21 protein-coding genes and 2 pseudogenes are annotated in these 21,528 nt (G+C 74.2%); 8 read left to right on the forward strand and 15 right to left on the reverse strand.

Annotated features, from left to right (window positions below; genetic code table 11):
* Positions 1–124 precede the first annotated feature (124 nt).
* Positions 125–1,720 carry an MFS transporter gene (locus tag OG335_RS33290; RefSeq protein WP_405014859.1) on the forward strand — a complete coding sequence of 532 codons (1,596 nt, stop codon included), beginning with the start codon at positions 125–127 and terminating at the stop codon, positions 1,718–1,720.
* A gap of 109 nt (positions 1,721–1,829) precedes the next feature.
* On the opposite strand, the pseudogene OG335_RS33295 reads toward OG335_RS33290, so the two are convergent.
* Both OG335_RS33295 and OG335_RS33300 read right to left on the reverse strand, forming a co-directional pair.
* Positions 1,830–2,105, reverse strand: a pseudogene (locus OG335_RS33295) (response regulator transcription factor); the annotation flags it as partial.
* An 86-nt stretch (positions 2,106–2,191) separates the two neighbouring features.
* Positions 2,192–2,539, reverse strand: a complete 348-nt coding sequence (locus OG335_RS33300) for a hypothetical protein (RefSeq protein WP_405014860.1) — start codon at positions 2,537–2,539, stop codon at positions 2,192–2,194.
* 143 nt (positions 2,540–2,682) lie between these two features.
* On the opposite strand from OG335_RS33300, the gene OG335_RS33305 reads away from it, so the two are divergent.
* Positions 2,683–3,690, forward strand: a complete 1,008-nt coding sequence (locus OG335_RS33305; protein ID WP_405014861.1) for a hypothetical protein — start codon at positions 2,683–2,685, stop codon at positions 3,688–3,690.
* Positions 3,691–4,094: 404 nt separating this feature from the next.
* On the opposite strand, the pseudogene OG335_RS33310 reads toward OG335_RS33305, so the two are convergent.
* Positions 4,095–5,399, reverse strand: a pseudogene (locus OG335_RS33310) (glycoside hydrolase family 10 protein); the annotation flags it as partial.
* Between the two features lie 307 nt (positions 5,400–5,706).
* Here OG335_RS33310 and OG335_RS33315 point away from each other — a divergent pair.
* Complete coding sequence (locus OG335_RS33315) at positions 5,707–6,447, forward strand: arylsulfatase (protein ID WP_405015613.1); 741 nt, start codon at positions 5,707–5,709, stop codon at positions 6,445–6,447.
* 84 nt (positions 6,448–6,531) lie between these two features.
* Here OG335_RS33315 and OG335_RS33320 read toward each other — a convergent pair whose 3' ends face one another.
* Together OG335_RS33320 and OG335_RS33325 are read right to left on the reverse strand one after the other, a co-directional pair.
* Positions 6,532–6,771 (reverse strand): DUF6296 family protein, encoded by a 240-nt coding sequence (locus OG335_RS33320; RefSeq protein WP_405014862.1) that lies wholly within the window; start codon positions 6,769–6,771, stop codon positions 6,532–6,534.
* A 159-nt stretch (positions 6,772–6,930) separates the two neighbouring features.
* Positions 6,931–7,389 (reverse strand): MarR family winged helix-turn-helix transcriptional regulator, encoded by a 459-nt coding sequence (locus tag OG335_RS33325; RefSeq protein ID WP_405014863.1) that lies wholly within the window; start codon positions 7,387–7,389, stop codon positions 6,931–6,933.
* 191 nt (positions 7,390–7,580) lie between these two features.
* On the opposite strand from OG335_RS33325, the gene OG335_RS33330 reads away from it, so the two are divergent.
* Complete coding sequence (locus OG335_RS33330; RefSeq protein WP_405014864.1) at positions 7,581–9,041, forward strand: MFS transporter; 1,461 nt, start codon at positions 7,581–7,583, stop codon at positions 9,039–9,041.
* A gap of 617 nt (positions 9,042–9,658) precedes the next feature.
* Entirely contained in the window at positions 9,659–10,516 is an 858-nt protein-coding gene (locus OG335_RS33335) for an alpha/beta hydrolase family protein (protein WP_405015614.1), read from the forward strand.
* Between the two features lie 125 nt (positions 10,517–10,641).
* Here the strand turns inward: OG335_RS33335 and OG335_RS33340 are convergent, their stop codons facing one another.
* The 5 genes from OG335_RS33340 to OG335_RS33360 form a co-directional block, all read right to left on the reverse strand.
* Entirely contained in the window at positions 10,642–11,550 is a 909-nt protein-coding gene (locus OG335_RS33340; protein ID WP_405014865.1) for a YhjD/YihY/BrkB family envelope integrity protein, read from the reverse strand.
* 167 nt (positions 11,551–11,717) lie between these two features.
* Positions 11,718–12,104 carry a VOC family protein gene (locus tag OG335_RS33345; RefSeq protein WP_405014866.1) on the reverse strand — a complete coding sequence of 129 codons (387 nt, stop codon included), beginning with the start codon at positions 12,102–12,104 and terminating at the stop codon, positions 11,718–11,720.
* Between the two features lie 187 nt (positions 12,105–12,291).
* On the reverse strand, positions 12,292–12,777 hold the full coding sequence (locus OG335_RS33350; protein ID WP_405014867.1) for a GNAT family N-acetyltransferase: 486 nt from the start codon (positions 12,775–12,777) through the stop codon (positions 12,292–12,294).
* Between the two features lie 89 nt (positions 12,778–12,866).
* Entirely contained in the window at positions 12,867–13,133 is a 267-nt protein-coding gene (locus OG335_RS33355; RefSeq protein WP_405014868.1) for an amphi-Trp domain-containing protein, read from the reverse strand.
* 263 nt (positions 13,134–13,396) lie between these two features.
* A complete protein-coding gene (locus OG335_RS33360) occupies positions 13,397–13,828 on the reverse strand; it encodes a hypothetical protein (RefSeq protein WP_405014869.1) in 432 nt (143 codons plus the stop codon).
* A gap of 656 nt (positions 13,829–14,484) precedes the next feature.
* Here OG335_RS33360 and OG335_RS33365 point away from each other — a divergent pair.
* From OG335_RS33365 to OG335_RS33375, 3 genes are all read left to right on the forward strand, one after another.
* The gene (locus tag OG335_RS33365) at positions 14,485–15,498 is read left to right on the forward strand and encodes a glycoside hydrolase family 11 protein (RefSeq protein ID WP_405014870.1); all 1,014 of its coding nucleotides are present in this window, start codon (positions 14,485–14,487) and stop codon (positions 15,496–15,498) included.
* 105 nt (positions 15,499–15,603) lie between these two features.
* A complete protein-coding gene (locus tag OG335_RS33370; RefSeq protein ID WP_405014871.1) occupies positions 15,604–16,602 on the forward strand; it encodes a polysaccharide deacetylase family protein in 999 nt (332 codons plus the stop codon).
* Positions 16,603–16,932: 330 nt separating this feature from the next.
* Positions 16,933–17,604, forward strand: coding sequence for a heme oxygenase (biliverdin-producing) (locus tag OG335_RS33375; RefSeq protein WP_405014872.1), 672 nt, complete (start codon positions 16,933–16,935; stop codon positions 17,602–17,604).
* A gap of 108 nt (positions 17,605–17,712) precedes the next feature.
* Here the strand turns inward: OG335_RS33375 and OG335_RS33380 are convergent, their stop codons facing one another.
* From OG335_RS33380 to OG335_RS33400, 5 genes are all read right to left on the reverse strand, one after another.
* The gene (locus tag OG335_RS33380) at positions 17,713–18,054 is read right to left on the reverse strand and encodes an STAS domain-containing protein (protein ID WP_405014873.1); all 342 of its coding nucleotides are present in this window, start codon (positions 18,052–18,054) and stop codon (positions 17,713–17,715) included.
* 24 nt (positions 18,055–18,078) lie between these two features.
* Positions 18,079–18,483, reverse strand: a complete 405-nt coding sequence (locus tag OG335_RS33385) for an ATP-binding protein (protein ID WP_405014874.1) — start codon at positions 18,481–18,483, stop codon at positions 18,079–18,081.
* Between the two features lie 436 nt (positions 18,484–18,919).
* Positions 18,920–19,546 carry a MarR family winged helix-turn-helix transcriptional regulator gene (locus tag OG335_RS33390; RefSeq protein ID WP_405014875.1) on the reverse strand — a complete coding sequence of 209 codons (627 nt, stop codon included), beginning with the start codon at positions 19,544–19,546 and terminating at the stop codon, positions 18,920–18,922.
* A 447-nt stretch (positions 19,547–19,993) separates the two neighbouring features.
* A complete protein-coding gene (locus OG335_RS33395) occupies positions 19,994–20,941 on the reverse strand; it encodes a M48 family metalloprotease (RefSeq protein WP_405014876.1) in 948 nt (315 codons plus the stop codon).
* Positions 20,938–21,318, reverse strand: a complete 381-nt coding sequence (locus tag OG335_RS33400; protein WP_405014877.1) for a BlaI/MecI/CopY family transcriptional regulator — start codon at positions 21,316–21,318, stop codon at positions 20,938–20,940. The genes OG335_RS33395 and OG335_RS33400 overlap by 4 nt, the downstream gene beginning before the upstream one ends.
* Positions 21,319–21,528: the final 210 nt, after the last annotated feature.

Genomic DNA, 21,528 nt, shown 5'->3' on the forward strand with positions numbered 1-21,528 from the left:
GCGGCTTCCCCGGAGGAGGGCCGGTCCGCCCCCACGAGGACCGGACGGGCCGCGTGCCCGCCCGATCCAGGTGCTCTGCCGTCCTCCAGCCACCCCCGCACGCACCACGGCCTTCCGAGGGACCATGTCAGCCATAGCCTCGCCCGCCTCGCCGCACTCCTCCCCGGCCGTCCCGCCGCGCCACGGCACCGTCACCGTCGCGCTGGCCTGCTTCGGGATCTTCGTCGGGTACCTGCCGGTGGTCGGCGTCTCGGCGTCGCTCCCGGTCATCCAGCAGGGTCTCGACGCCTCGACCGAGGGACTCCAATGGATCACCGACGCGTTCATCCTGCCGACCGCGGCGCTGCTGCTGACGTTCGGGATCATCGGTGAGCTGTACGGCCGGAAGAAGACGTACGCCGGCGGCCTGGCGGTGTTCGCGCTCGGCTGCCTGGTCTGCCTGACGGCCGACGGCGTCGTGCAGGTGTGCGTGGGGCAGGCGCTCGCCGGGGTGGGCACCGCCGCCCTGCTGCCCTCCACGCTCGGGCTGATCAGCCACGTCCGTCCGGACCCGCGCGGGCGGGCGACGGCGATCGCGCTGTGGACGGCCTCCCTCGGCCTCGGGCTGACGCTCGGCCCGCTGATCAACGGCGCGATCGTCGAGCACGCGACCTGGCGGTGGATCTTCCTGCCCTCGCTGGTGCTCGGCGTGCTGTGCCTCGCGGTGGGAGCCGTCGTGCTGGAGGACTCGCGGTCGACGCGCGAGCGGCACCTGGACGTGCCAGGGCAGATCCTCGCCGCTGTGGCCATCACCGGGCTCGTCTACGGCGTCATCGAGGGCGGGAGTGCCGGCTGGGGGGCGGGGCCGGTCGTGGCCGCGTTCGTGGTGGCTGCGGTCGCCCTGCCGGCCTTCGTCGTGGTGGAGCTGCGGTCGCCGGGCCCGATGCTGGACATGAGGCTCTTCCGGTCGCCGGCGTTCTCCGGGACGGCGGTCGTGATGGCGCTCGTCCTGTTCACCCAGGTCGGCCTGGTCTTCACGCTGAGCCTGTACTTCGGGCTCGTTCACCACGCCTCGACCTGGGACATCGGGGTGCTCCTCGCCGCGCTCAACGGCTTCACCGTCGTGCTGGGACCGCTCGTCGGCCGCCTGATGAACCGGACGTCTCCCGGGCCGGTGCTGATGGCCGGCCTCGTCGTCGCCGCGGCAGGGGCCCTGTGCGTGCGCCTCTTCGACGCCTCGACCACCATCGGCGGTGCGAGCCCGGTGATGGCGGTCCTGGGCGTCGGCATCGCGCTGGCCATGGCGCCGATCACCACGATCGCGATGAACAGCCTGCCGCACCACCTCGCGGGGACGGCCGCGGCCTCCAACAGCGCCCTGCGCCAGATCGGCAGCGCGTTCGGCCCCGCCGTCTTCGGCGTCCTCCTCACCCACCGGGTGCTCGCCACGCTGCCGACGCATCTCGCCGACTCCGGGCTGGGGGCCGCCGACCGGAGCCAGGCCCTCGGCGTGGTCGCGCACGCCGGCATCCACGCGGGCGCGTTCCTCCACCTCGACACTCCGGACGCCACCCGGCAGGCCCACACCGCCTACGCCGAGAGCTTCACCGACGCGCTGCACACCTGCGCGCTGGTCGGCGGGGCCGGTCTGCTGGCCGCCGCGCTGATCGCCCTCGTCACGGTGGGCGTGCGTCCGCGCGCCACCCCCGACGACCGGGCGCGGGCGGAGCAGCGCGTCTGAGACCGGGGGTCCCCCCGGTCCCCCTGGTCCCGCAGGGCCCGGGGCCTGCGGGACCACGGCGTACGGTCAGCCGGGCGGGCCCTCGGCGCTCAGGAAGCCCGGACGGGCCCTCGGCGCTCAGGAAGCCCGGACGGGCCCGCAGCAGGGCCTCCATGACGGCGAACTCCTTGACGGACAGCTCCAGCGGCCGGCCGTCGCGGAGGGCTGTCCGGCGCACCGGGTCGAGTTCGAGCCCGGCGGCGTGCAGCGTCCGGGCCCGGGCCGTGGGTCGGCGGCGGGCGGGTGCGCGGAGACGCGGGATCGACTCGGGGAAGTGGAACGGCTCGGCGAGGTAGTCGTCGGCGCCGAGGGTGAGCCCGCTGACCCGGTCGCCGGGCGCGGGGGCGACGCGCCGCCCACGGCGTGGTGAACCACGTGCTGTGGAACTTCCGCCCCGGCAGCTGACCGCCCCGGAACGATCGCCCGGGGCGGTCAGCTGCCGGGCGAGTCGGGGGAGGCCTCGCGCAGCTGCTCCACCTCCGCCTCCAGCTCGGCGACCCGGGCCTCCAGCCGCTGCACGTCCCGGGCCGCGGCCGAGTACGCCTTCTTGTGGTTCTGTGCCACGTGGGAGAGCGTGTCCACCCGGTCCGCGAAGGCGTCGCGCTCGTCGGCGATCGGCTGCACCACGTGGACGGTGACGGCCTCGGCGATCCAGTCCACCCACGCGGCGATGTGCTGCGCGCCGTCGCTCCCGTGGAGCGTCGCGCCGTGCAGCCCCTCCATCATGGCCGGGCGGATGGTGTCGGCGATGCGCCGGTGCGGGCCGGACGGCTCGGTCACTGCTGCTCCTGCATGACGGTGCGGAGGCCGACGGCACGGCCCCGGGTACGGACGAAGCCGATCATTCCACGGTCCGCCGCCCGCCCGCCGGGCCCGCCCCCGGCCGCGTCGCCCTCCCCGCCGCGGCGCGGTCCGACGACGGGGTGCCGCCCGAAGGTGCGGGGGAGGCCGCCGGTGCGCGGTACGCCGTGCTCGCCGAGACCGTGGCAGCGCTGTCCCGTCCGGGCGGCCGGCTCCTGCGACCGCTCGTCCGGGCGCCGTCGGGCACCGGAGCCGCACTGGCCGTGGGGGCGGGCCTGGCGATGCTCGCGGTGCCTGCCTTTCACTGGCCCGGCTGGGCGCTGTGCCTGCTGCTCCCGCCGTTCGTGCTGCCGTCGTACCTCCTCCGCAGGCTTCTCGACGCCGCCCGGCAGCGGGCCGAGGCCGGCGGAGCGCCCGCCCACGCGGCACCGGACGCGGCGATCCCGGCCGTCGGCGCACCCGCATCCGGCGCACCTGCACCCCGTGTACCTGAACCCGGCGCGCCCGCCTCCGTGGCCCGGCCACCGCTGCCACCCGTGCCGCGTCGCTCCGCGCGGGAGTGGGCGCTCGCCGCGCTGGCCGTCACCGTGGTGGCGGGGTCGGCGGTGGGCGCCGCGGCCTGGTCCGGCGCCGACTACCGCGCGTACCCGCGCTACACGGCGGATCCGCCGCCCGCCCTGCGCGCGTGGCAGAGGCAGTTCGGCACCCCCGCCGCCGTCCTCGCCGATCAGCTCGGGTCGGTCTGGGCGTCGGACGACATCCGGTCCTTCGGCGCCGCCTACGGGGACGACGGCACGGGCGGCGTCACGGTTCTCGTCGCGGGTGCGGTGGGCGACTTCCACCGCATGCCCGGAAGCGTGGTGGAGGACGCGTCCGTCCTGCCCGACACGGCGATCGTGGTCAACGCCCCCTGGGAGGCCGACCCCGGCCCGTACGGTGGCCGGATGCGGTGCGTCTCGATCACCGACCCGGCCGAGGGGCTGGTGGAGGAACTCGTCTCCTGCACGTGGGCCGACCGCGGAAGCCTGGGCACCGCCCTGATGGCCGCCGAGGGCAGGTCCCGCGCCGACTCGTCCGAACTCGCCCGCGAGATCCGCCGACTGGTCCTGCACCGGGTCGACGGCGGCTGACGTCCGGGGCAGCAGGGCAGCAGGGCAGCCAGCAGGGCCGCAGGCGCCGGTGCGCACGGTGCCCGCGGCGGTCAGGGTGCGGGGAGCCGTACGGGCGGACCGGCCGGGCTCTCGCGTCCGGCGCGGTCCACGGCGGTTGCCGCGTACCAGGCACCGGCTCCGTCGTCCGCCGGCCGGTGGCGGTCGGAGGTGAGGGCGGGCAGCAGGGCGGCCAGGCGGTCGGGGTCCGGCGCAGGGTGCGGGCCGGGGTCGGTGTCGTACCGGTAGAGGGCGTACTGGAACGGCAGGGGACGTCCGGTGTGCGGGGAGGGTACGACCTGCACGGTGCGGCGGTCGGCGCCGAGGCGTACGGACGGGCGCCCGGGCGGGGCGCCGGCCGCGAGGCGGGGCAGCAGCGGTACGAGGGCGGGCCGGGTCCAGTGCTCGGCGGCCAGCTGCCGGACGGCGCCGATGCGGTCGGTCTGGGCGGTGCGGGCGCTGAAGAAGAGGTCGCCGCCGATGCCCGGCAGGGTGGCGTTGAGCGCGAGGTGGCGGGAGAGCTCGGCCGGGTCCTGCCAGGGGGCGGGGCGTCCCGGGGCGCCGGGGCGGGAGGCGGACTGGCCGATCCACAGCTGGGTGTCGGTGCCGGCCGTCTGCTCGGCCCACCACGGCGCGAGGACGGCGTAGTCGGCGATGCCGAAGCCGATGTGCCAGTACAGCTGGGGCGCGATGTAGTCGACCCAGCCCCGGCGCACCCATCGGCGGGAGTCGCAGTACTGCGCGCTGTAGGCCTCCAGGGCGGCGGTCGCGGAGCCCGCCGGGTCGGAGGTGGCGTTGCGCCAGACGCCGAACGGGCTGATGCCGTAGGCGGCTTCGGGCCGTACCGCGCGTACGCGGTCACGGAGCTGACGGACCGTCAGATCGATGTTGTCGCGCCGCCAGGCCGCACGGTCGGTGAAGCCGCGGCCGTGCGCGGCGAACGCCTCGTCGTCGGGGAACTCCCGGCCGTCGTGCGACGGATAGGGATAGAAGTAGTCGTCGATGTGAACGCCGTCGACGTCGTAGCGGGTGACGGCGTGCAGGATGGCCCGCTGGACGAAGGAACGGACCGCGGGGATACCGGGGTTGTAGTACAGCTCGCCGTCGTAGGCGACCGCCCACTCCGGGTGGAGCCGGGCCGGATGGCCGGGCACCAGGCGGGCCGGGTCGGGGTGGATCGCGATCCGGAACGGGTTGAACCAGGCGTGGAAGGCGAGGCCGCGCTCGTGCGCGGCACGGACCGCGAACCCCAGCGGATCCCAGCCCGGGTCCTGGCCCTGGACACCGGTGAGCCACTGCGACCACGGCTCGAACGGCGAGGGCCACAGCGCGTCGGCGGTCGGGCGCACCTGCACGAACACCGCGTTGAACCCGGTGGCCCGCGCCCGGTCGAGGATCGCCGTGAAGTCCGCCCGGGCCACCTCCGCGTCGAGCCGGTGGCGACCGGGCCAGTCCGTGTGGTTCAGGCAGGCGATCCACAGGCCGCGCATCTGCCGCTTCACGGCGGGCCGCTGCGCGCCGCCCGCCGGGGGAGGCGCTGCGGCGGCACCGGCCCGCCGGGCCGAAGCGCCCGTGGACGCCGCCGCGACCGCGGTGACGGCGCCCGGGACGGCGGCGCCCGCGGTGGCGGCGACGCCCAGGGCGGTCAGGAAGGCGCGGCGCCCGGTGCGCCGAGCGGACGGCAGGGTCATCCGGCTGCTCCTGGGAACGAGGGCGGACCCGTCTCCGGCGGGCAGGGCCGCGGACGGGGCTCGCCGGACCATCCCCCGGGAGGGCGGGCCGGTCGGCCGGGCCGTCGCCCGCTCGCCCGGACGGCCCACGGGATACCACCGGATGCCCGGCCGGAACGGCCCCGGGGGCGGTGGAGCGGCCCCGGGGGTGGGGTCGGTGGGACGGTCGGCTTCGGGCCGGTGACGACCTGTCAGCCACGACGGTTGCGCTACCGTGTCCGCACCCGCGGTCTGCCCGGCCGCCGTACGAGAGGGACTCATGGACACCGTGCTCGGCCTCCTCCACACCTCTCCGGTGCACGTCGCCACCTTCGACGCCCTGGGGGCCGAACTCGCGCCCGGGCTCCGCCTGGAGCACCGGGTCGCGGAGCACGTGCTGGAGCGGGCGCGCCGGGACGGCCCCGCCGCGGTCGCCGGCGACATCGGTGCCCTGGTCGACGACCTCGTGGCCGCCGGGGCGACCGCGGTGCTGTGCACGTGCTCGACCGTCGGCGCGGTCGCCGAGGCCGTGGCCGCATGCGCGGACCGGTCGGACGCGCCGGTGCCCGTGCTCCGGGTGGACCGGCCGATGGCTGCAGCGGCGGTGGCGGCCGGGCCCGCACCTGCCGAGGGAGGCCCGGCGACGTCCGGCCCCAGGATCGCCGTCGTGGCCGCACTGTCCGACACCGTCGGGCCCACCGTCGCGCTGATCGAGGAGGAGGCCGCCCGGTCGGGCCGCTCCGTCGCCGTGACGGTCACCGTGGTGGACGGCGCCTGGGAGCGCTTCGAGGCCGGTGACCGCGAGGGGTATCTCGCCGCCGTGCGCGAGGCCGCGGGCCGCCTCGCCGACGCCGACGTGATCGTCCTGGCGCAGGCGTCGATGGCCGAGGTCGCGGAGGGCTGGTCCGGGGCGGTCCCTCTGCTGTGCAGCCCGCGGCCGGGACTGCTGGCCGCGGCCGCCCTGGCGTCCGCCGGCCCGTCCGCCGCGGTCGCCCCGTCCGTCCCGGTCCCGGTCGCGGCCGGAGCCTGACGGCCGGACCGCCCTGCCGGGAGGGCCCCGGCGAGCCTGCTGTCGGACGAGCCGGACGAGCCGGACGAGCCCTGGGACGATCCCCTAGCGGAGCGGCTCGGCGTGCAGCGGCCCGGGGGGTTCGAGGGCGTCGACGGCAGGGGTCAGCAGGTGCGCGATGCCGCGCGCGGTGATCTCCAGCCGGAGCCGGCCGGTTTCGTCGGCGTAGACCGGGTGGCCGCCCGGGCCCAGGGTGCCGGTGGAGGTGACGATCAGGCGTTGCTGCGGGGCATGGCCGCAGAGCGAACCGGGGAAGGTCACCAGGTACCGCGTGAAGAGGAGCATGGCGTCGCCCTGTCCGTCGCTGCGGAGCGGATCATAGAGCGCTTGTCCGCCGTACGCGCGCCCAAACCTGCGCGACGGCCTCGCGGACCCGGTCCCGGGCCGCCCCCCGCTCCCGCCCCCTGCTCGCTGCCTGCCCGCTGCCGTCCCGGCTGCGCCGCGTCAGGGGCGGGGCCACGGGTGGCCGCCGATGCGGCGCTCGATACCGCTGTTGAACCGCTTGAGGTAGCCCGCGAACGCGGCGATGTCCGCGTCCGGCCAGTCGGCCATGATGTCGTCGAGGATGCCGACCATGGCCTCGCGCTCCTCGTCGAGGCTCCGTTCGCCGTCGGCGGTGATGCGGAACTTGCGGGCCAGGCCGCCGTCCGGGTCGGGGATGCGCTCCAGCAGCCCCGCGCGGACCGCCGCGGCCGTCTGCCGGTTGAGCGTGGAGGCGTCGAGGGCGAAGGCGTCGCTCAGCTCGCCGATGGACATCGGCCCCTGCACGCGGATGCGGCTGAGCAGGATGTACGCGCTGCGCTCCATGCCGCCCTCTTTTCGGCGGCCGCCTCCCTGGCTGAGGAGTCCGTGGCGGCTGAGGAGCATCTGCTCGTACTCGACCTGGCGCGTGGGCCTGACCATCGGTGTGCCGCCTCCTGACCTGACCGTGACCCCGGTGCCCGTCGGCGAGCGTGGCGCGGGTGGGGGGATGGGCTCGTCCCTCCATCGTGCCACAGCCTTGTGTATCTGCCACACGACGTGCATGATGCATGCAATGTGCACTATGCACAACCATTGCTGTTTCGAGTAGCCGAGTAGCCCGAGGAGTCCGAGTGGACGCCCCCCAGACATCGACCCGCACCGGCGGCGTGGTGGCCACGCTCGCCCTCGCGGGCACCACCGCGGCGATCATGCAGACGCTGGTCACCCCGCTCATCGCGGAGTTGCCGCAGATCCTGCACACCTCGTCGTCGAACGCCGCCTGGGTGATCACCGTCACCCTGCTGGTGGGCTCCGTCTGCGTGCCGATCTCCGGACGCCTCGGCGACATGCTCGGCAAGCGCCGCATGCTCCTCGTCTGCGCCGTGCCGCTGGTGGCGGGTTCGGTGGTCTGCGCCCTGGCCTCCTCCGTCGTGCCCATGATCGTCGGACGCGGACTGCAGGGCATGGGGATGGGCATGGTGCCGCTCGGCATCGCCCTGCTGCGCGACGTGGTGCCCGCGGAGAAGCTCAGCTCCTCCGTCGCCCTCGTCAGCGCCTCCATGGGCATCGGCGGCGGCCTCGGCCTGCCCATCTCCGCCGCCGTCGCCCAGTACGCCGACTGGCGCGTGCTCTTCTGGGGCTCCGCGGTGCTGGCGCTGGCCATCGGGGTCCTGATCTGGTTCCTGGTGCCCGAGGTCCCCGCCGCCGCCAAGGGTCAGCGCTTCGACCTGCCCGGCGCGCTCGGCCTGGCCGTCGGCCTCGTCACCCTGCTGCTGGCCGTCTCCAAGGGCGCCGACTGGGGCTGGGGATCCGGCACGATCGTCGCCCTCTTCGCCACGTCCGTCGTCGCGCTGCTGGGCTGGGGCGTCTGGGAGCTGCGCACCCGCGACCCGCTGGTCGACCTGCGCACCACGGCCCGCCCGCGCATCCTGGTCACCAACATCGCCTCGATCTTCGTCGGCTTCGGCATGTACGCGAGCATGCTGATCATGCCTCAGCTGCTGCAGTTCCCGAAGGCCACCGGCTACGGCCTCGGCCAGTCGATGCTCGCCGCGGGCCTGTGGATGGCCCCCGGCGGCATCATGATGATGATCGTCTCCCCGCTGGGCGGCAAGCTCACCAACGCCCGCGGCCCGAAGTTCACGCTCGTCTGCGGCGTCCTCGTCATCGCCGCCGGCTACGGCCTGGCGCTGCCGCTGATGGGCACCGCCTGGGGCATCATGCTCGTCGGCATGACCGTCAACAGCGGCGTCGGCCTGGCCTACGGCTCCATGCCCGCCCTGATCATGAGCTCCGTCCCCCGGTCGGAGACCGCGGCGGCCAACGGCTTCAACACGCTCATGCGCTCCCTCGGCACCTCCACCGGCGCGGCCGTCGTCGGCGTCGTCCTCTCCCAGATGACGATCGACCTCGGCGGTCACAGCCTCACGTCGGAGAGCGGCTTCCGCACCGGCCTGATCGTCGGCTGCGGCGTCGCCCTGGTCGCGGCCCTGATCGCCGCCGCCATCCCCGCCGCCCGCCCGGTCGAGGCCGGGGACGCGCCCGCCGGGGCCTCCGCCGACCCCGCACCGGCCGCCGGGGCCAGGGCCTGACCCGGAGCCGTCCGGCCTGGTCCGGCCTGACCAGGAGCGATCCAGCCTGATCCGGCCTGACCGGGCTTGATCCGGGTGGGTGGAGCCCCCGGCGGATCGGCGCCCGGCGTCCCACGGACGCCCCTCCACGGACGGCTCGTCCGCCCGGCACCCGCCGGGAGGGCGAGCCGTCCAGTGCGTCCGAGCCGTCCCGTGCGTCCGAGCCGTCCGGTGCGTCCGGTGCGCCCGAGCCGTCCGGTGCGGCCGTGTCGGAGAGAACCACGTGGTGCGACGGCCCCTCGGCGGGAACCCGGTGGGCCCGGGCGCGGGGCGTGCGGCGGAGTCGGCATGAACGCGGCCGGTGATTTCCCCGATGCGTTCCCCGGGCGCAGGCACGACATTGGTGCCGCCAGCCCCCACGGCGGCACCGACCGGCAGCGGGAGAGTGCCCGGGCCCCCACCAGGGCTCGGCGCGTCCGGTGCGGTGCCGCCACGACCGAGAGGACGACTCCGTCGTGCACCAGCAGGACAGCGACACCACCCTCACCACCCGCACCCTCGCCGAGGGCGGTGCCGACGCGCAGGGCGTCGCCGCCGGCCCCCGTCACCGGAGCCGCGCGGGCCGTTCGCGGACCCTCGTGGCGGGCCTGACGGCGCTCCTGGCGTTCGGCGGCCTCGGTGCCGCGGTGGCGCCCGGCGCGCAGGCCGCGGGCAACCCGTACGAGCGCGGCCCCGCGCCGACCACGTCGAGCATCGAGGCCACGAGCGGCCCGTACGCGGTCTCGCAGACGACCGTGTCCTCGCTGCTCGTGAGCGGGTTCGGCGGCGGCACCATCTACTACCCGACCTCCACGGCCGACGGCACCTTCGGCGCCGTGGTGATCGCGCCGGGCTACACCGCCTACCAGTCGTCGATCGCCTGGCTCGGCCCCCGTCTCGCCTCGCAGGGCTTCGTCGTCTTCACCATCGACACCCTCACCACCCTCGACCAGCCCGCCAGCCGGGGCCGTCAGCTGCTGTCCGCGCTGGACTACCTGACGCAGACCAGCAGCGCGCGGACCCGGATCGACACCAGCCGACTCGGCGTCATGGGCCACTCGATGGGCGGCGGCGGCACCCTGGAGGCCGCGAAGAGCCGGCCGTCGCTCCAGGCCGCCATCCCGCTCACCCCGTGGAACACCGACACGACCTGGCCCGAGGTCCAGACGCCCACCCTGATCATCGGCGCCGACGGCGACACCATCGCACCGGTGGCCACCCACGCGGAGCCGTTCTACCAGAGCCTGCCGTCCACCCTCGACAAGGCGTACCTGGAGCTGAACAACGGGACGCACTTCTCGCCGAACTCGGCGAACACCACGATCGCGAAGTACAGCATCTCGTGGCTGAAGCGCTTCATCGACAACGACACCCGCTACGAGCAGTTCCTGTGCCCGCTGCCGCAGCCGAGCCTGACCATCGACGAGTACCGGGGCACCTGCCCGCACACCTCCTGACGCTCTCCCTTCCCGCCCGCCGCGACCGGCGGCAGGACCGCCGCCACCCGGTGGTCCTGCCGCCGGTCGCGGCGCCGCGGTGCGTGGCGGCGGTGGCGGTGGCGGTGCGGCGATCCGGTCCGGGTTCAGGGGCCGTCAGGCTCCTTCGACCGGCGGGAGCGGGAGATCTGCTTCCGGGCGCTCTGCCACCGCAGGCGCATCTGGTCGATGACGTTGTTCCACTCGCGGCGCACCTCGTCGTCGGGCGGCCGCTCGCCCCTGCGGATGTGGACGAGCTCGTCGTGCACCTCACGCCCCAGCGCGGCCGAGCCGACGGCGACGAGCATGACACCGAACATGGCCGAGAGCATCGCGAACACCGCGCCCATCGCGCCGTACCGGGAGGCCGAGGAACTGAAGAGGTGCGGCAGGTACAGGGTCGCGCCCATCGAGTACGCCCCCTCCAGGAAGCCCGCGATGACGCCGAACGGCAGCAGGTCGCGCCAGGTGATCCGGCGCGCGCTGAGGACCCAGCCGCTCCAGACGAGGAAGGCCGTGGTCACCGGTACCTCCGCCGCGGCCGCACCCAGTTGGAGCCGTCCGTGGCCGAGGAATCCGTAGACCAGGCCCGTGACCGCCAGGTAGCCGGCGAGACCGAGCTCCCACAGCAGGTCGTTCAGCGTGTTGCGCACGCTGAGCGGGCTGAGCTCCCAGGCCTGTTCGAACAGCCGCTGCACCGCGCGCGCGAAGCTCAGCACCGAGATCACGAGGAACAGCGTCCCGAAGATGCCGATGGTGGTGTTCGCCTCGGGTGGCGGCGAGAGGATCTGCTCCACCGCCTCCGCGCCGCCACCGGTGAGGTGGTAGCGGTTGATGAGCCGGTCCGCGGCGTCCTGATGGCCGCTGCTCGCCAGGACGGTGCCGAAGATGATCGACAGCGGGATCGTCGCCGCCAGCGCACTGGCAGCCAGCGCCATCGAGCGGTCGAAGCCCACGATCCGCTGGAAGCGGGCGAAGCAGCGCAGCGCGAAGCCGGGCCGCAACCAGAACGTCAACGTTCTGATGATCTGTTCGCGATCGGTCTGTGCCGTGCTGCTCTCCTCGGTACCCGGCGGGCCCTCCCGGTCGCGAGCGTAACCTGTCGGGCCGCCGTGTCCTGGAACGACGTGGCCGGAGAGGACGTCGCCGCCGTACTCGAGGATGCCCGTCCCGCCCGCGGCGGCTACTTCTGGTGGGCGATCTGGATCAGGTTGCCGCAGGTGTCGTCGAACACCGCCACCGTGACGGGGCCCGCCGACGCGGGCTCCTGGACGAACCGCACGCCCAGCGCACGGAGCCGGTCGAACTCCGCGTGGACGTCGTCGACGGCGAACGACGTGAAGGGGATGCCGTCGCCGACCAGCGCCGCCTTGAAAGGCCCGACGGCGGGGTGCCCGTCGGGTTCGAGGACGAGCTCGGTGCCGTCCGGGGCGTCGGGGGAGACCACGGTCAGCCAGCGGGCCTCGCCGAACGGGATCTCGGTCTTCTTCACGAAGCCCAGCACCTCGGTGTAGAAGCGCAGGGCCTTGTCCTGGTCGTCCACGAAGACGCTGGACAGGTTGATCCTCATCGGGCCTCCGGCGGGTCGGGCGCGGTCCACCGCTCGGCGAGGCGCTTCGGCACGGCGTTCACCACGGCGCTCCGGCGGTGCAGGGCCGGGACGGGATCGTCGGCCGCGCCCCCACTATAGGCACGCGGCCGTCCGGCGCCCGGAGTCACGCGCCGGACGGCCCGGGCCGTCGCGTCGGGGCCCTCCGTCAGAGCCGACGGTACATCAGGTGCAGCCCGACCAGGCCGTGTTCGGGATGGTCGAAGGCCTCCGGCACGGTGCCGAGGACGGCGAACCCCAGGGACGTCCAGAGGTGCACCGCAGGGGCGTTGACCTCCACGACCGCGTTGAACTGGATGCCGCGGAAGCCCTCCGCGCGGCACCAGCCGATGACGTGCTCGCCCAGGGCCCGCCCCACGCCACGGCCCTGGTGCGCCGGGTCGACGAGGAAGGAGGCCGTGCCGATGTGGGCGCCGCGACCGGGCCGGTTCGGCCCCATCTTGGCGGACCCGACGATCTCCCCGCCCCGGACGGCGACCACCGTGCGGCCCGGCGGCCGCTCCATCCACCACGGCTCCGCCTCGTCGAGGCTCTGCTGTTCGGGGAACGGGTACGTGCGGCCCTCGGCCATGATCGTCGAGTAGAACCGGTAGACGGCCGGCCAGTCCTCGCGGGTGGCGATGCGGATGTCCATCCGGCCGAGCCTACGCCCACGCCACGCGGCGGCGTCCGCGGCCCGGGGACGGTCGCCGCGACGGTGCCCGGCGCGCGGGTCGTCAGCCGTCAGCCGTCGGCGTCCTCGGCGTCCTCGGCTCGGTCCGGTCGGTCCGTCCGCCAGGACATCTCGATCTCCAGCTCGACCTCGCCGTCGTCCAGCTCGACCTCGATCTCGGTCTGGAGTTCGTCGGGGATCCGCAGCGTCAGCTTGCCGGGGCCGAGGTCCAGCTCGGCCTGGCCGCCGCGCCGGACGGCAGCCGCCAGGGCGTCGAGCTGATCGGCGGCCTCGGCACGCGACAGCTTGCGCTTCTGGGTGAACTCGAGGTCCTTCACGGACGCCTCCCGGGCCGGTGGGAACAGCAGGTGCCTCCCATTCTGAGCCCGATGCTCCGCATCGGCCCGGCGGCGGCGTCGCCGTGCGCCGTACCGCGCGTGGCTCGTGGATGCGGCTCCTGGATGCGGCTCGTGGACTCCGCTCGTGGACCTGTCGACGGGTGCGGCGGCCCCGGTGCGCGGGTGGCTGGCCGGCTCCGGCGTGCGTCCGCCGCCGTCCCGCCCCGTGGCCGGGGCGGGACGGCGGCGGACGGCGGGTGGGCCTACTCGTGGAACGCGAACTGCCACGCCTGCCGGACGTCCTGCGGCTCCAGCGGCCGCAGCGCGGTCATCGGCGGGAAGATCCGCAGCAGGCTGAGGTCGACGGTCAGCTCGACGCCGTCGACGGGACCACCGGGAACGACGATGTGGAACGTCTGCGGCTGGGCGGACTGCCGGAGCTGCCACTCGGTGGCCTGCGAGGAGCCGCGGAGCATCTTGTTGATCTCGGGAACGCCGTCGTAGCTGAGGTACGTCTCGTGCCGCAGGTTCCTGATGGTGACGTTGCTGTTGGAGAGGCTCTCGACCTGCCACTCCTGCTCGCCGGGCTGGCCGGTCGGCGGCAGCAGGACGGCCGGGGCCTTCGCGTCCTGGAGGGTCAGGTGCTGCTCGCCGTACTTGACGATTCCGTAGGTGCCGTTGGGGATCGGGGCCATGACGGTTGTCTCCTGGTGAGGGTAGGGGCCGGTGCGACTCCCAGTCGGAGTGCATACGGACGATCCTTGCGGTGCGGCGGTGAAGCTCACGGCGAACGCGCCCAACGGTCGCCCGATCGGGTGACGGAACTCGGCGCGGCGGCCCCCGGGTGCGGCTGCTGCCGTCTCCGGCGCCGCCGCGCCCTGTCGCTCATCCGCGGAGCCTTCGCCTGAACGATCGGCCTCTGCAGCGAAATGTTTCGTTACCTGTGGCTCTGATCGAGGATCTTCCGGTCGAACGAGCCAATCGATCTCCGGTGGGATTGCGCGACAGTCCAGCGTGAACAGCGTAAATACCCGAAGGCGGAGTGGCGTTGGGGGAAAAGGTTTCGCGATTACTGTCGAAACCGTTGACAGTCGACAGGGTCAGATCAACACTGATCGCCGTTGACGGACCTCAACCACAGGCCGATCCGGTCGCCACCGCGACCCGGTCCTCCGGTGGCCGGGCGTACGGGTACCGGCCATGTCCGGACACGTCGCCCGGCGCCGGTGCACGGTGACCGCCCGCCGGTCGCCGTCCACCGTGGTCACCCTCACCCCGGCCGTCAACGGCCCCGGCCGGGCCACCCCGTACCCCCGGCCGTCCCACCCGCCCCGCTAGGAGGAACACACCGATGACCCACGTCCCCACCCGTCCCGGGAGCCGCGCACGCCGCGGCAGGCTCAGGCTGTTCGTCGGCAGCGTCTGCGCCCTGGTCCTGGCCGTGGCCTCGCTGGCCATGCCGGCGACGGCCGGCGCCGACACGACCATCACCTCGAACCAGACCGGTACCAACAACGGCTACTACTACTCGTTCTGGACCGACGGCGGCGGATCCGTCTCCATGAACCTGGGCGCCGGCGGCACGTACGGCACCTCGTGGAGCAACAGCGGCAACTTCGTGGCCGGCAAGGGCTGGAGCACCGGCGGACGCCGGAGCGTCAACTACTCGGGCAGCTTCAACCCGTCCGGCAACGCCTACCTGGCCCTCTACGGCTGGACCACCAACCCGCTCGTCGAGTACTACGTCGTCGACAACTGGGGCACCTACCGGCCCACGGGCACGTTCAAGGGCACGGTCACCAGCGACGGCGGCACCTACGACATCTACGAGACGACCCGGACCAACGCCCCCTCCATCGAGGGCACCCGGACCTTCAACCAGTACTGGAGCGTCCGGCAGTCGAAGCGGACCGGCGGCACCATCACCACCGGCAACCACTTCGACGCGTGGGCCGGCAAGGGCATGAACCTGGGCAGCTTCAACTACATGGTCCTCGCCACCGAGGGGTACCAGAGCAGCGGCAACTCGAACATCACGCTGGGCGACTCCGGCGGTTCGACCGGTGGCGGTGGCACGGGCGGTGGCGGTGGCACCGGCGGCAGTTGCACGGCGACGGTGTCGGCGGGTCAGCAGTGGAGTGACCGCTACAACCTCAACGTGTCGGTCAGCGGGGCCACCAACTGGACGGTGACGATGAACGTGCCGTCGCCGGCGAAGATCCTGTCGACCTGGAACATCGGGGCGAGTTACCCGAGTGCGCAGGTGCTGACGGCGAAGCCGAACGGCAGCGGCAACAACTGGGGCGTCACGGTGCAGGCGAACGGCAACTGGACCTGGCCGACGGTCTCCTGCAGCGCGGCCTGACCCGACGACAGCCCGGAACACCCAGAGGCCGGGCTTCATCCGTGCACAGCCACCCGATGAAGCCCGGCCGTGGTTGCGCCGCCCCCACAAGGAGGACCCACCCGCATGCGAACCACACCGCATCCGTCGATCCGCTCGCTGGTCGCACGACTCGCCGTCGCCGTCGTGGCCGTGGCGAGCACCATCACCTTCACCGCCGTCGGCGCCACCCCGTCGCACGCCGCCACCTGCAACGGGTACGTCGGGCTGACCTTCGACGACGGCCCGTCCAACGACCACACGCCGGCGGTGCTCAACGCGCTCAAGCAGAACGGCCTGCGGGCCACCATGTTCAACGAGGGCCAGTTCGCCGCGTCCTACCCGGCGCAGGTCCAGGCCGAGGTCAACGCCGGCATGTGGGTCGGCAACCACAGCTACACCCACCCGCACCTGATCCAGCAGAGCCAGGCGCAGATCGACTCCGAGGTCTCCCGGACCCAGCAGGCCATCGCCGCCGCGGGCGGCGGCACGCCGAAGCTGTTCCGCCCGCCGTACGGCGAGACCAACGCCACCCTGCAGTCGGTCGAGGCCAAGTACGGTCTGACGCAGGTCATCTGGGACGTCGACTCGCAGGACTGGAACGGCGCGAGCACCGACGCGATCGTGCAGGCCAACGCCCGGCTCACCAACGGCCAGATCATCCTGATGCACGAGTGGCCCGCCAACACCCTTGCGGCGATCCCGCGCATCGCCCAGGGGCTGGCGAGCCGCGGCCTGTGCGCGGGCATGATCTCCCCGCAGACCGGCCGTGCCGTCGCCCCCGACGGCGGTGGCACGGGCGGTGGCGGTGGCACCGGCGGCAGTTGCACGGCGACGGTGTCGGCGGGTCAGCAGTGGAGTGACCGCTACAACCTCAACGTGTCGGTCAGCGGGGCCGGCAACTGGACGGTGACGATGAACGTGCCGTCGCCGGCGAAGATCCTGTCGACCTGGAACATCGCGGCGAGCTACCCGAGTGCGCAGGTGCTGACGGCGAAGCCGAACGGCAGCGGCAACAACTGGGGCGTCACGGTGCAGGCGAACGGCAACTGGACCTGGCCGACGGTCTCCTGCAGCGCGGCCTGACACACCGCAGCTCCGGGCACCGCACGGCGACGCGACGACCCCGGGCCGTCGCGTCGCCGCGCGCCGCTCCCCGTGGGCCCGTGCGGCACGAGGACCACCTCGGCTCGGCCGCCGAACTCGCGGCCCGGCACGGGGCGGAGGTGGTGGCGCACCGGCTGGAGGCGCAGGTGCATGCGGTGCGCAGGTGCATGTGGTGCGGGGGTGCATGCGGTGCAGGGGTGCGGGCATGCTGGGGGCGAGGGTTGCCGACGGCCTGTCGGTAAGCCATTGACTTAGGTAAGCCTAACCATAAAAGATCGGGGTGTGACGATCCGATCCACGGAGGCCCGTATGTCCACCCCCGAGCAGCCTGCCCCGTTCTCCGCCGTCCTGCGCGCCGCGAGCAGGGCGGAGCACGAGGCGGCCGAGCAGTCCTCGTTCATGAGCCGTCTGCTCGGCGGCCGGCTGGGGGTCGAGGCGTACGCGGACCTGACCGGTCAGCTCTGGTACGTCTACCGCGCCCTGGAGGGGCGGGCCGCCGAACTGGCGGAGCACCCGGTCGCGGGCCCGTTCATCGACCGGGCGCTGATGCGCACCGAGGCCATCGAGCGCGACCTGGCCCACCTGCGCGGCCCCGGCTGGCGGGACGCCCTCGCGCCGCTGCCCGCCACCGCGGCGTACGTCGACCGCCTGGAGTGGCTCGCCGCCGAGTGGCCCGCCGGCTACGTCGCCCACCACTACACCCGCTACCTCGGCGACCTGTCGGGCGGCCAGATCATCCGCGGCATCGCCGAGAAGACCTGGGGCTTCGCCCGCAAGGGCGACGGCGTGCGGTTCTACGTCTTCGACGGGATCGACAATCCGGCGGCCGCCAAGCGCGAGTACCGCGCCAAGCTGGACGCGGCCGGGCTCGCCCTCGACGACATCGAACGGCGCCGGGTGACGGAGGAGTGCAAGCGGGCGTTCGCGCTGAACGGCGCGGTCTTCCGCGACCTGGACGCGCGGTACCCGCTGAGCGCCTGACCGGGGTGCCCGCGCCCCCGTCGGCCCCGAGGGGGGTGCCGCGGACGAACGTACACCGAGGGCGGAGGACCGGCCGTGCCGCGGCCGGTCCTCCGCCCTCGGCCCGAGTCAGCCGAAGCTGGCGACGGCCTCGTCCTCGCTGTCGAACACCTCGAAGACGGTGATCAGCTGGGTGATGACCAGCAGGTCGTAGACCTTCGGGGGCAGGTTGGTCAGTTTGAGCTTCCCGCCCTCGCGGCTGGTGGTGGTGAAGGCGGAGACCAGCTCGCCGATTCCGCTGCTGTCGATCCTCGTGACGTCGGCCAGGTTGAGGACGATCTTCTTCTTGCCGTCCGACAGCAGTTCGCGTACCGCCTCGCGGAGCTGGACGTCCCCGACGCCGATGACGATGGCGCCCTTGACGTCGACGATGCTGGCGCCGTCCTGCTGCCGGGTGGTGAACTGGGCCATGGTGCCTGCCTTCTGGGGGGATCGCTACGGAGCGATGTCGAGCACCAGGACCACGTCGGTGCCTGGCGGGTCGTCGCGGCGCACGACGCTGCAGCCGTCGGTGAAGTGGCCGATCAGCGTGAGCCCCCGCCCGGAGGCGGTGAGGTTGAGCGACCGAGGGGGCGGTGGCGGGGTGAAACCCTCTCCCTCGTCGCCGACCGTGACGACCAGCCGTCCGTCCGAGGCCGCCCAGTCGAGCCGTACGCGCTTGGCCCCGTCCTGCCGGTTCCCGTGCAGGACGGCGTTGGCGGTCGCCTCCCGGACGGCCAGCCCGAGCCGGTACCGACCGTCCTCGTCCAGCCCGCAGGCCTCACCGACCTGCCCCGCCCATGCTCCGGCGGCGCACACACTCGCCACCTCGGACGGCAACTCCACGCGCTGCGGCTTCACTCGACTCCCGGGGCGTTGGTATCCCGTCGACGACCTCGGCGAGCGTACGGGTGGTGTACGGAGAACTCCGGGCGGCGCTCCGCCCGCCACCCGAACGAGTGACTGAGAGAAGTCGGGCGAGCCGGCTCGTCGGCCCGCCACTGCCCGGCGGTCGCGGCTGCGACCGACACCTCCACAGCCCATCCGGCCCGCCCGGCCCGCAGCGGACGCTGCCGTCGAAGCCGGCCACGAGGGTGTGCGCGGCAGTGTCGTACGTGCCCTCGCCCCCGGGGAGGTGGTAGCCGGACGCGACGCCGCGGGCGACGCCGTGGTCGTCGTGCTGCACGTCTCGGCCTCGCGGCGGCCTGCGCGGACCGGGTGGTGCTGCTCGCCGCCGGACGCGCCATCGCGGTCGGGCCGGTGGACGGGGTACTGCAGGAGTCGCTACCGGGCTGCGCTACCCGCCGGACCGGACGCCGTCCACGGCCGCACCGTCGGGCTCGGTGGCCGCGACCTCCCCGGGGTTCCCGTCCGCAGCGACGCCGCCGTCCGGCTCGGCGGACCGCTCGGTGCGGCGGCCCCGCTCACGCTCGGTCCGCCGACCGGACGGCTGGCGGGGCACCGGCGCCGGCCGCGGGTCCCGGGCGGAGGTCGCGCACACCCGCCGCAGCAGGGCGTTCAGCTGGGAGCGTTCGCCCCGCGTCAGTGCGGAGAGCAGGTCGTCCTGGACGGACGAGACGTCATCGTGCAGGCGCTGCAGGGCCTCCTGCCCGGCGGCGGTGATCGTCATCACCTCGTGGCGCCCGCCGATCTGCACGAAGAAGGACTGCGCGAGGCCGGCCGACAGCAGGTCGCCGACGACGCGGGCCGCGGCCGTCGGGCCGAGTGGGAGCCGCGCCGCGAGGTCGGGCCGGGCGTGCGGTCCGAGCCGGGCGAGCGCTTCGAGCGCCGACAGGTGGTCGCGGGTCGTGTCCCGACCGGCCAGGCGCTCCGCCAGCCGGGCCTCGGCCGCACCGGAGGCCGCCGCGAGGAGATGCACGGTCTGCTCGAACGGACTCGACGACCCCTTCCGCCCGTCGTACACGCCGCATCCAATCGCTGAGAAGGGGACAGGTCACGCCCGGTCCTGCCGTCGCGGGAGGCCGTGACGGGCCCGTGCACCGGACCGGACGCGGCGGCCGTGACGAGGGGAGTGGCGCCGGGCGGCGATCCGGCCCGCGGGTCACCGGGGTTCCCCGTCCGGGCGTGCGACGCAGAGCGTCGGGGCAGCTCCGAGGAGTCAGCCCAGGCTGACCTTAGCGGCGGCCCGGGCTCTCTGTCTACATCGATGTCGTCCGACGTGTCCGGCGCGGTCCGCGGCACGCCTCCGGCCCGTCCGTGTCCGGCGCGCAGCGCGGCGGACCCGCGGGCAGCCCGGTACGCCCCCGATCGGCACTCGGCGCTCGGCACTCGGCGCTCGGCACTCGGCGCTCGGCGCTCGGCACCCGGCGTTCGGCGCTCGTGGCGTGCCCGGCGCGGCGGGGGAGCGGCGTCACCGGCCCTGTGCGGCGCGTACCACCGCCTCCACGTACTCGTGCAGCCCGTACGCGGAGCCCAGGCCCGACGCCACCGCGAGCGCCACCACCGCCCCGAGGCCGAGCGTGAGCGCCCGCAGAGCGCGCCCCCGCGGTGCCCCGGGGGCCGGCGCCATCAGGGCCTCGACGCGGCGCGGCACCGGACCCGTACTCACCGACAGCAGCAGCCCCGGACGCCGGGCCGGCCCGGTGGACGACGAGGAGGCGAGCGCCGCCCGGGCGATGGCGGTCGCGGCCGCCCGGCGGTCGCCCACCGACGCGGCAGCGGACTCGTCGGCCCACCGCTCCAGGTGGAAGGCCAGCTCCGACCGGATGTCCCGCACCGCGGGGTGGACCGCCGCGGCGAGATCCGTGACGCAGGACAGGAGATGGTGACGGCCCGACAGGTGGGCCCGCTCGTGGGCCAGCAGCACGTCGCGCTCGGTCCGGCCCAGCGCCCGCATCATGCCGGCCGTCACGACGACCCGCCCGCCGCGACCGTGGCGGCCCGGCAGCGCGAAGGCGTCCGCGTCGGCGTCCGGCACCACCAGCAGGTCGCCGCCGACCGTCCGGTCGCCGACCGACGCCCAGGCCCGCGCGAGCAGCGCGCGCTGCCCGCGCCACCGGAGTGCCACCAGCACGGCCTGGACCACGAGCACCGCCCCGGCCGCGCCTGCGACCGGCACGGCGACCGGCCACCTCGCCGCCAGCCGCGGCACGGGCATCCGCTCCAGCGAGGCCAGCAGCGGCACGTGGAGCAGTCCGACCAGCGCCGCCACGGCACCCCCGGCCAGCAGCACCGCCGTCCCCGTCAGCGCCAGGGACGCGGCACGCGGCGGGAGGAGCCGGGCCAGGCGGCGCGCGGCAGGCACCGCACCCCACGGGCAGAGCAACGTCAGCGCGACGAGCGCCAGGGCGAGGGTCACGCGCCCTCCTCGGACTCCCGCAGCAGGCTCCGCAGCACGTCCTCGTCGTGCTCGGAGAGCGAGGACACGAAGCGCTTCAGCACCAGGTCGCGGCGCGGTTCGCTCTCCAGCTCGCGGTGCATGCGGCCCGCGGCCAGCCCGGGTGCGTCGGCCACCGGCGCGTAGGCGAAGCCCCGCCCGGCGCGCGTGCGGACGAGCGTCCCCTTCTCGTGCAGTCGCCCCAGGATCGTCGCCACCGTCGTCCGGGCGAGCCCGAGGCCGAGGGCGTCGTTGACCTGCTGGGCCGTCAGCGGCCCGTCGGCCGCCCACAGGGCGGCGAGCACGTCCGCCACGAGCTCGCCGTGTGGGCGTCTGGCGTCCTTGGTGTCGTCCGACATGTCGATCCCGTCCTGATCCGTCCACCGGCCCGATGCCGGCGCCCGTGCCACTGCCGAAGCCGAGGACGGGGGCGCCGACGGATCGGCCGAGCGTGCTCATAAGGTTTGCCTAACCTGACTCTACGGGGGCATTCGGACCGTCCCGACCCCGCACCCCCGCCGACCGCACGGGCTTCGGGGCAGGCGGACGGCCCGACCCCCGCGGCCACC

This window comes from Kitasatospora sp. NBC_01539, assembly GCF_045040525.1.
Taxonomy (GTDB): Bacteria; Actinomycetota; Actinomycetes; order Streptomycetales; family Streptomycetaceae; genus Kitasatospora.

Bases quoted from the DNA above. Each gene is read 5' to 3' on its own strand.
- OG335_RS33290 (WP_405014859.1), top strand. From the start codon at position 125: ATGTCAGCCATAGCCTCGCCCGCCTCGCCGCACTCCTCCCCGGCCGTC.
- OG335_RS33320 (WP_405014862.1), bottom strand. From the start codon at position 6,771: ATGCTCCTCTTCACGCGGTACCTGGTGACCTTCCCCGGTTCGCTCTGC.
- OG335_RS33325 (WP_405014863.1), bottom strand. From the start codon at position 7,389: ATGGTCAGGCCCACGCGCCAGGTCGAGTACGAGCAGATGCTCCTCAGC.
- OG335_RS33345 (WP_405014866.1), bottom strand. From the start codon at position 12,104: ATGAGGATCAACCTGTCCAGCGTCTTCGTGGACGACCAGGACAAGGCC.
- OG335_RS33350 (WP_405014867.1), bottom strand. From the start codon at position 12,777: ATGGACATCCGCATCGCCACCCGCGAGGACTGGCCGGCCGTCTACCGG.
- OG335_RS33360 (WP_405014869.1), bottom strand. From the start codon at position 13,828: ATGGCCCCGATCCCCAACGGCACCTACGGAATCGTCAAGTACGGCGAG.
- OG335_RS33365 (WP_405014870.1), top strand. From the start codon at position 14,485: ATGACCCACGTCCCCACCCGTCCCGGGAGCCGCGCACGCCGCGGCAGG.
- OG335_RS33370 (WP_405014871.1), top strand. From the start codon at position 15,604: ATGCGAACCACACCGCATCCGTCGATCCGCTCGCTGGTCGCACGACTC.
- OG335_RS33375 (WP_405014872.1), top strand. From the start codon at position 16,933: ATGTCCACCCCCGAGCAGCCTGCCCCGTTCTCCGCCGTCCTGCGCGCC.
- OG335_RS33380 (WP_405014873.1), bottom strand. From the start codon at position 18,054: ATGGCCCAGTTCACCACCCGGCAGCAGGACGGCGCCAGCATCGTCGAC.
- OG335_RS33400 (WP_405014877.1), bottom strand. From the start codon at position 21,318: ATGTCGGACGACACCAAGGACGCCAGACGCCCACACGGCGAGCTCGTG.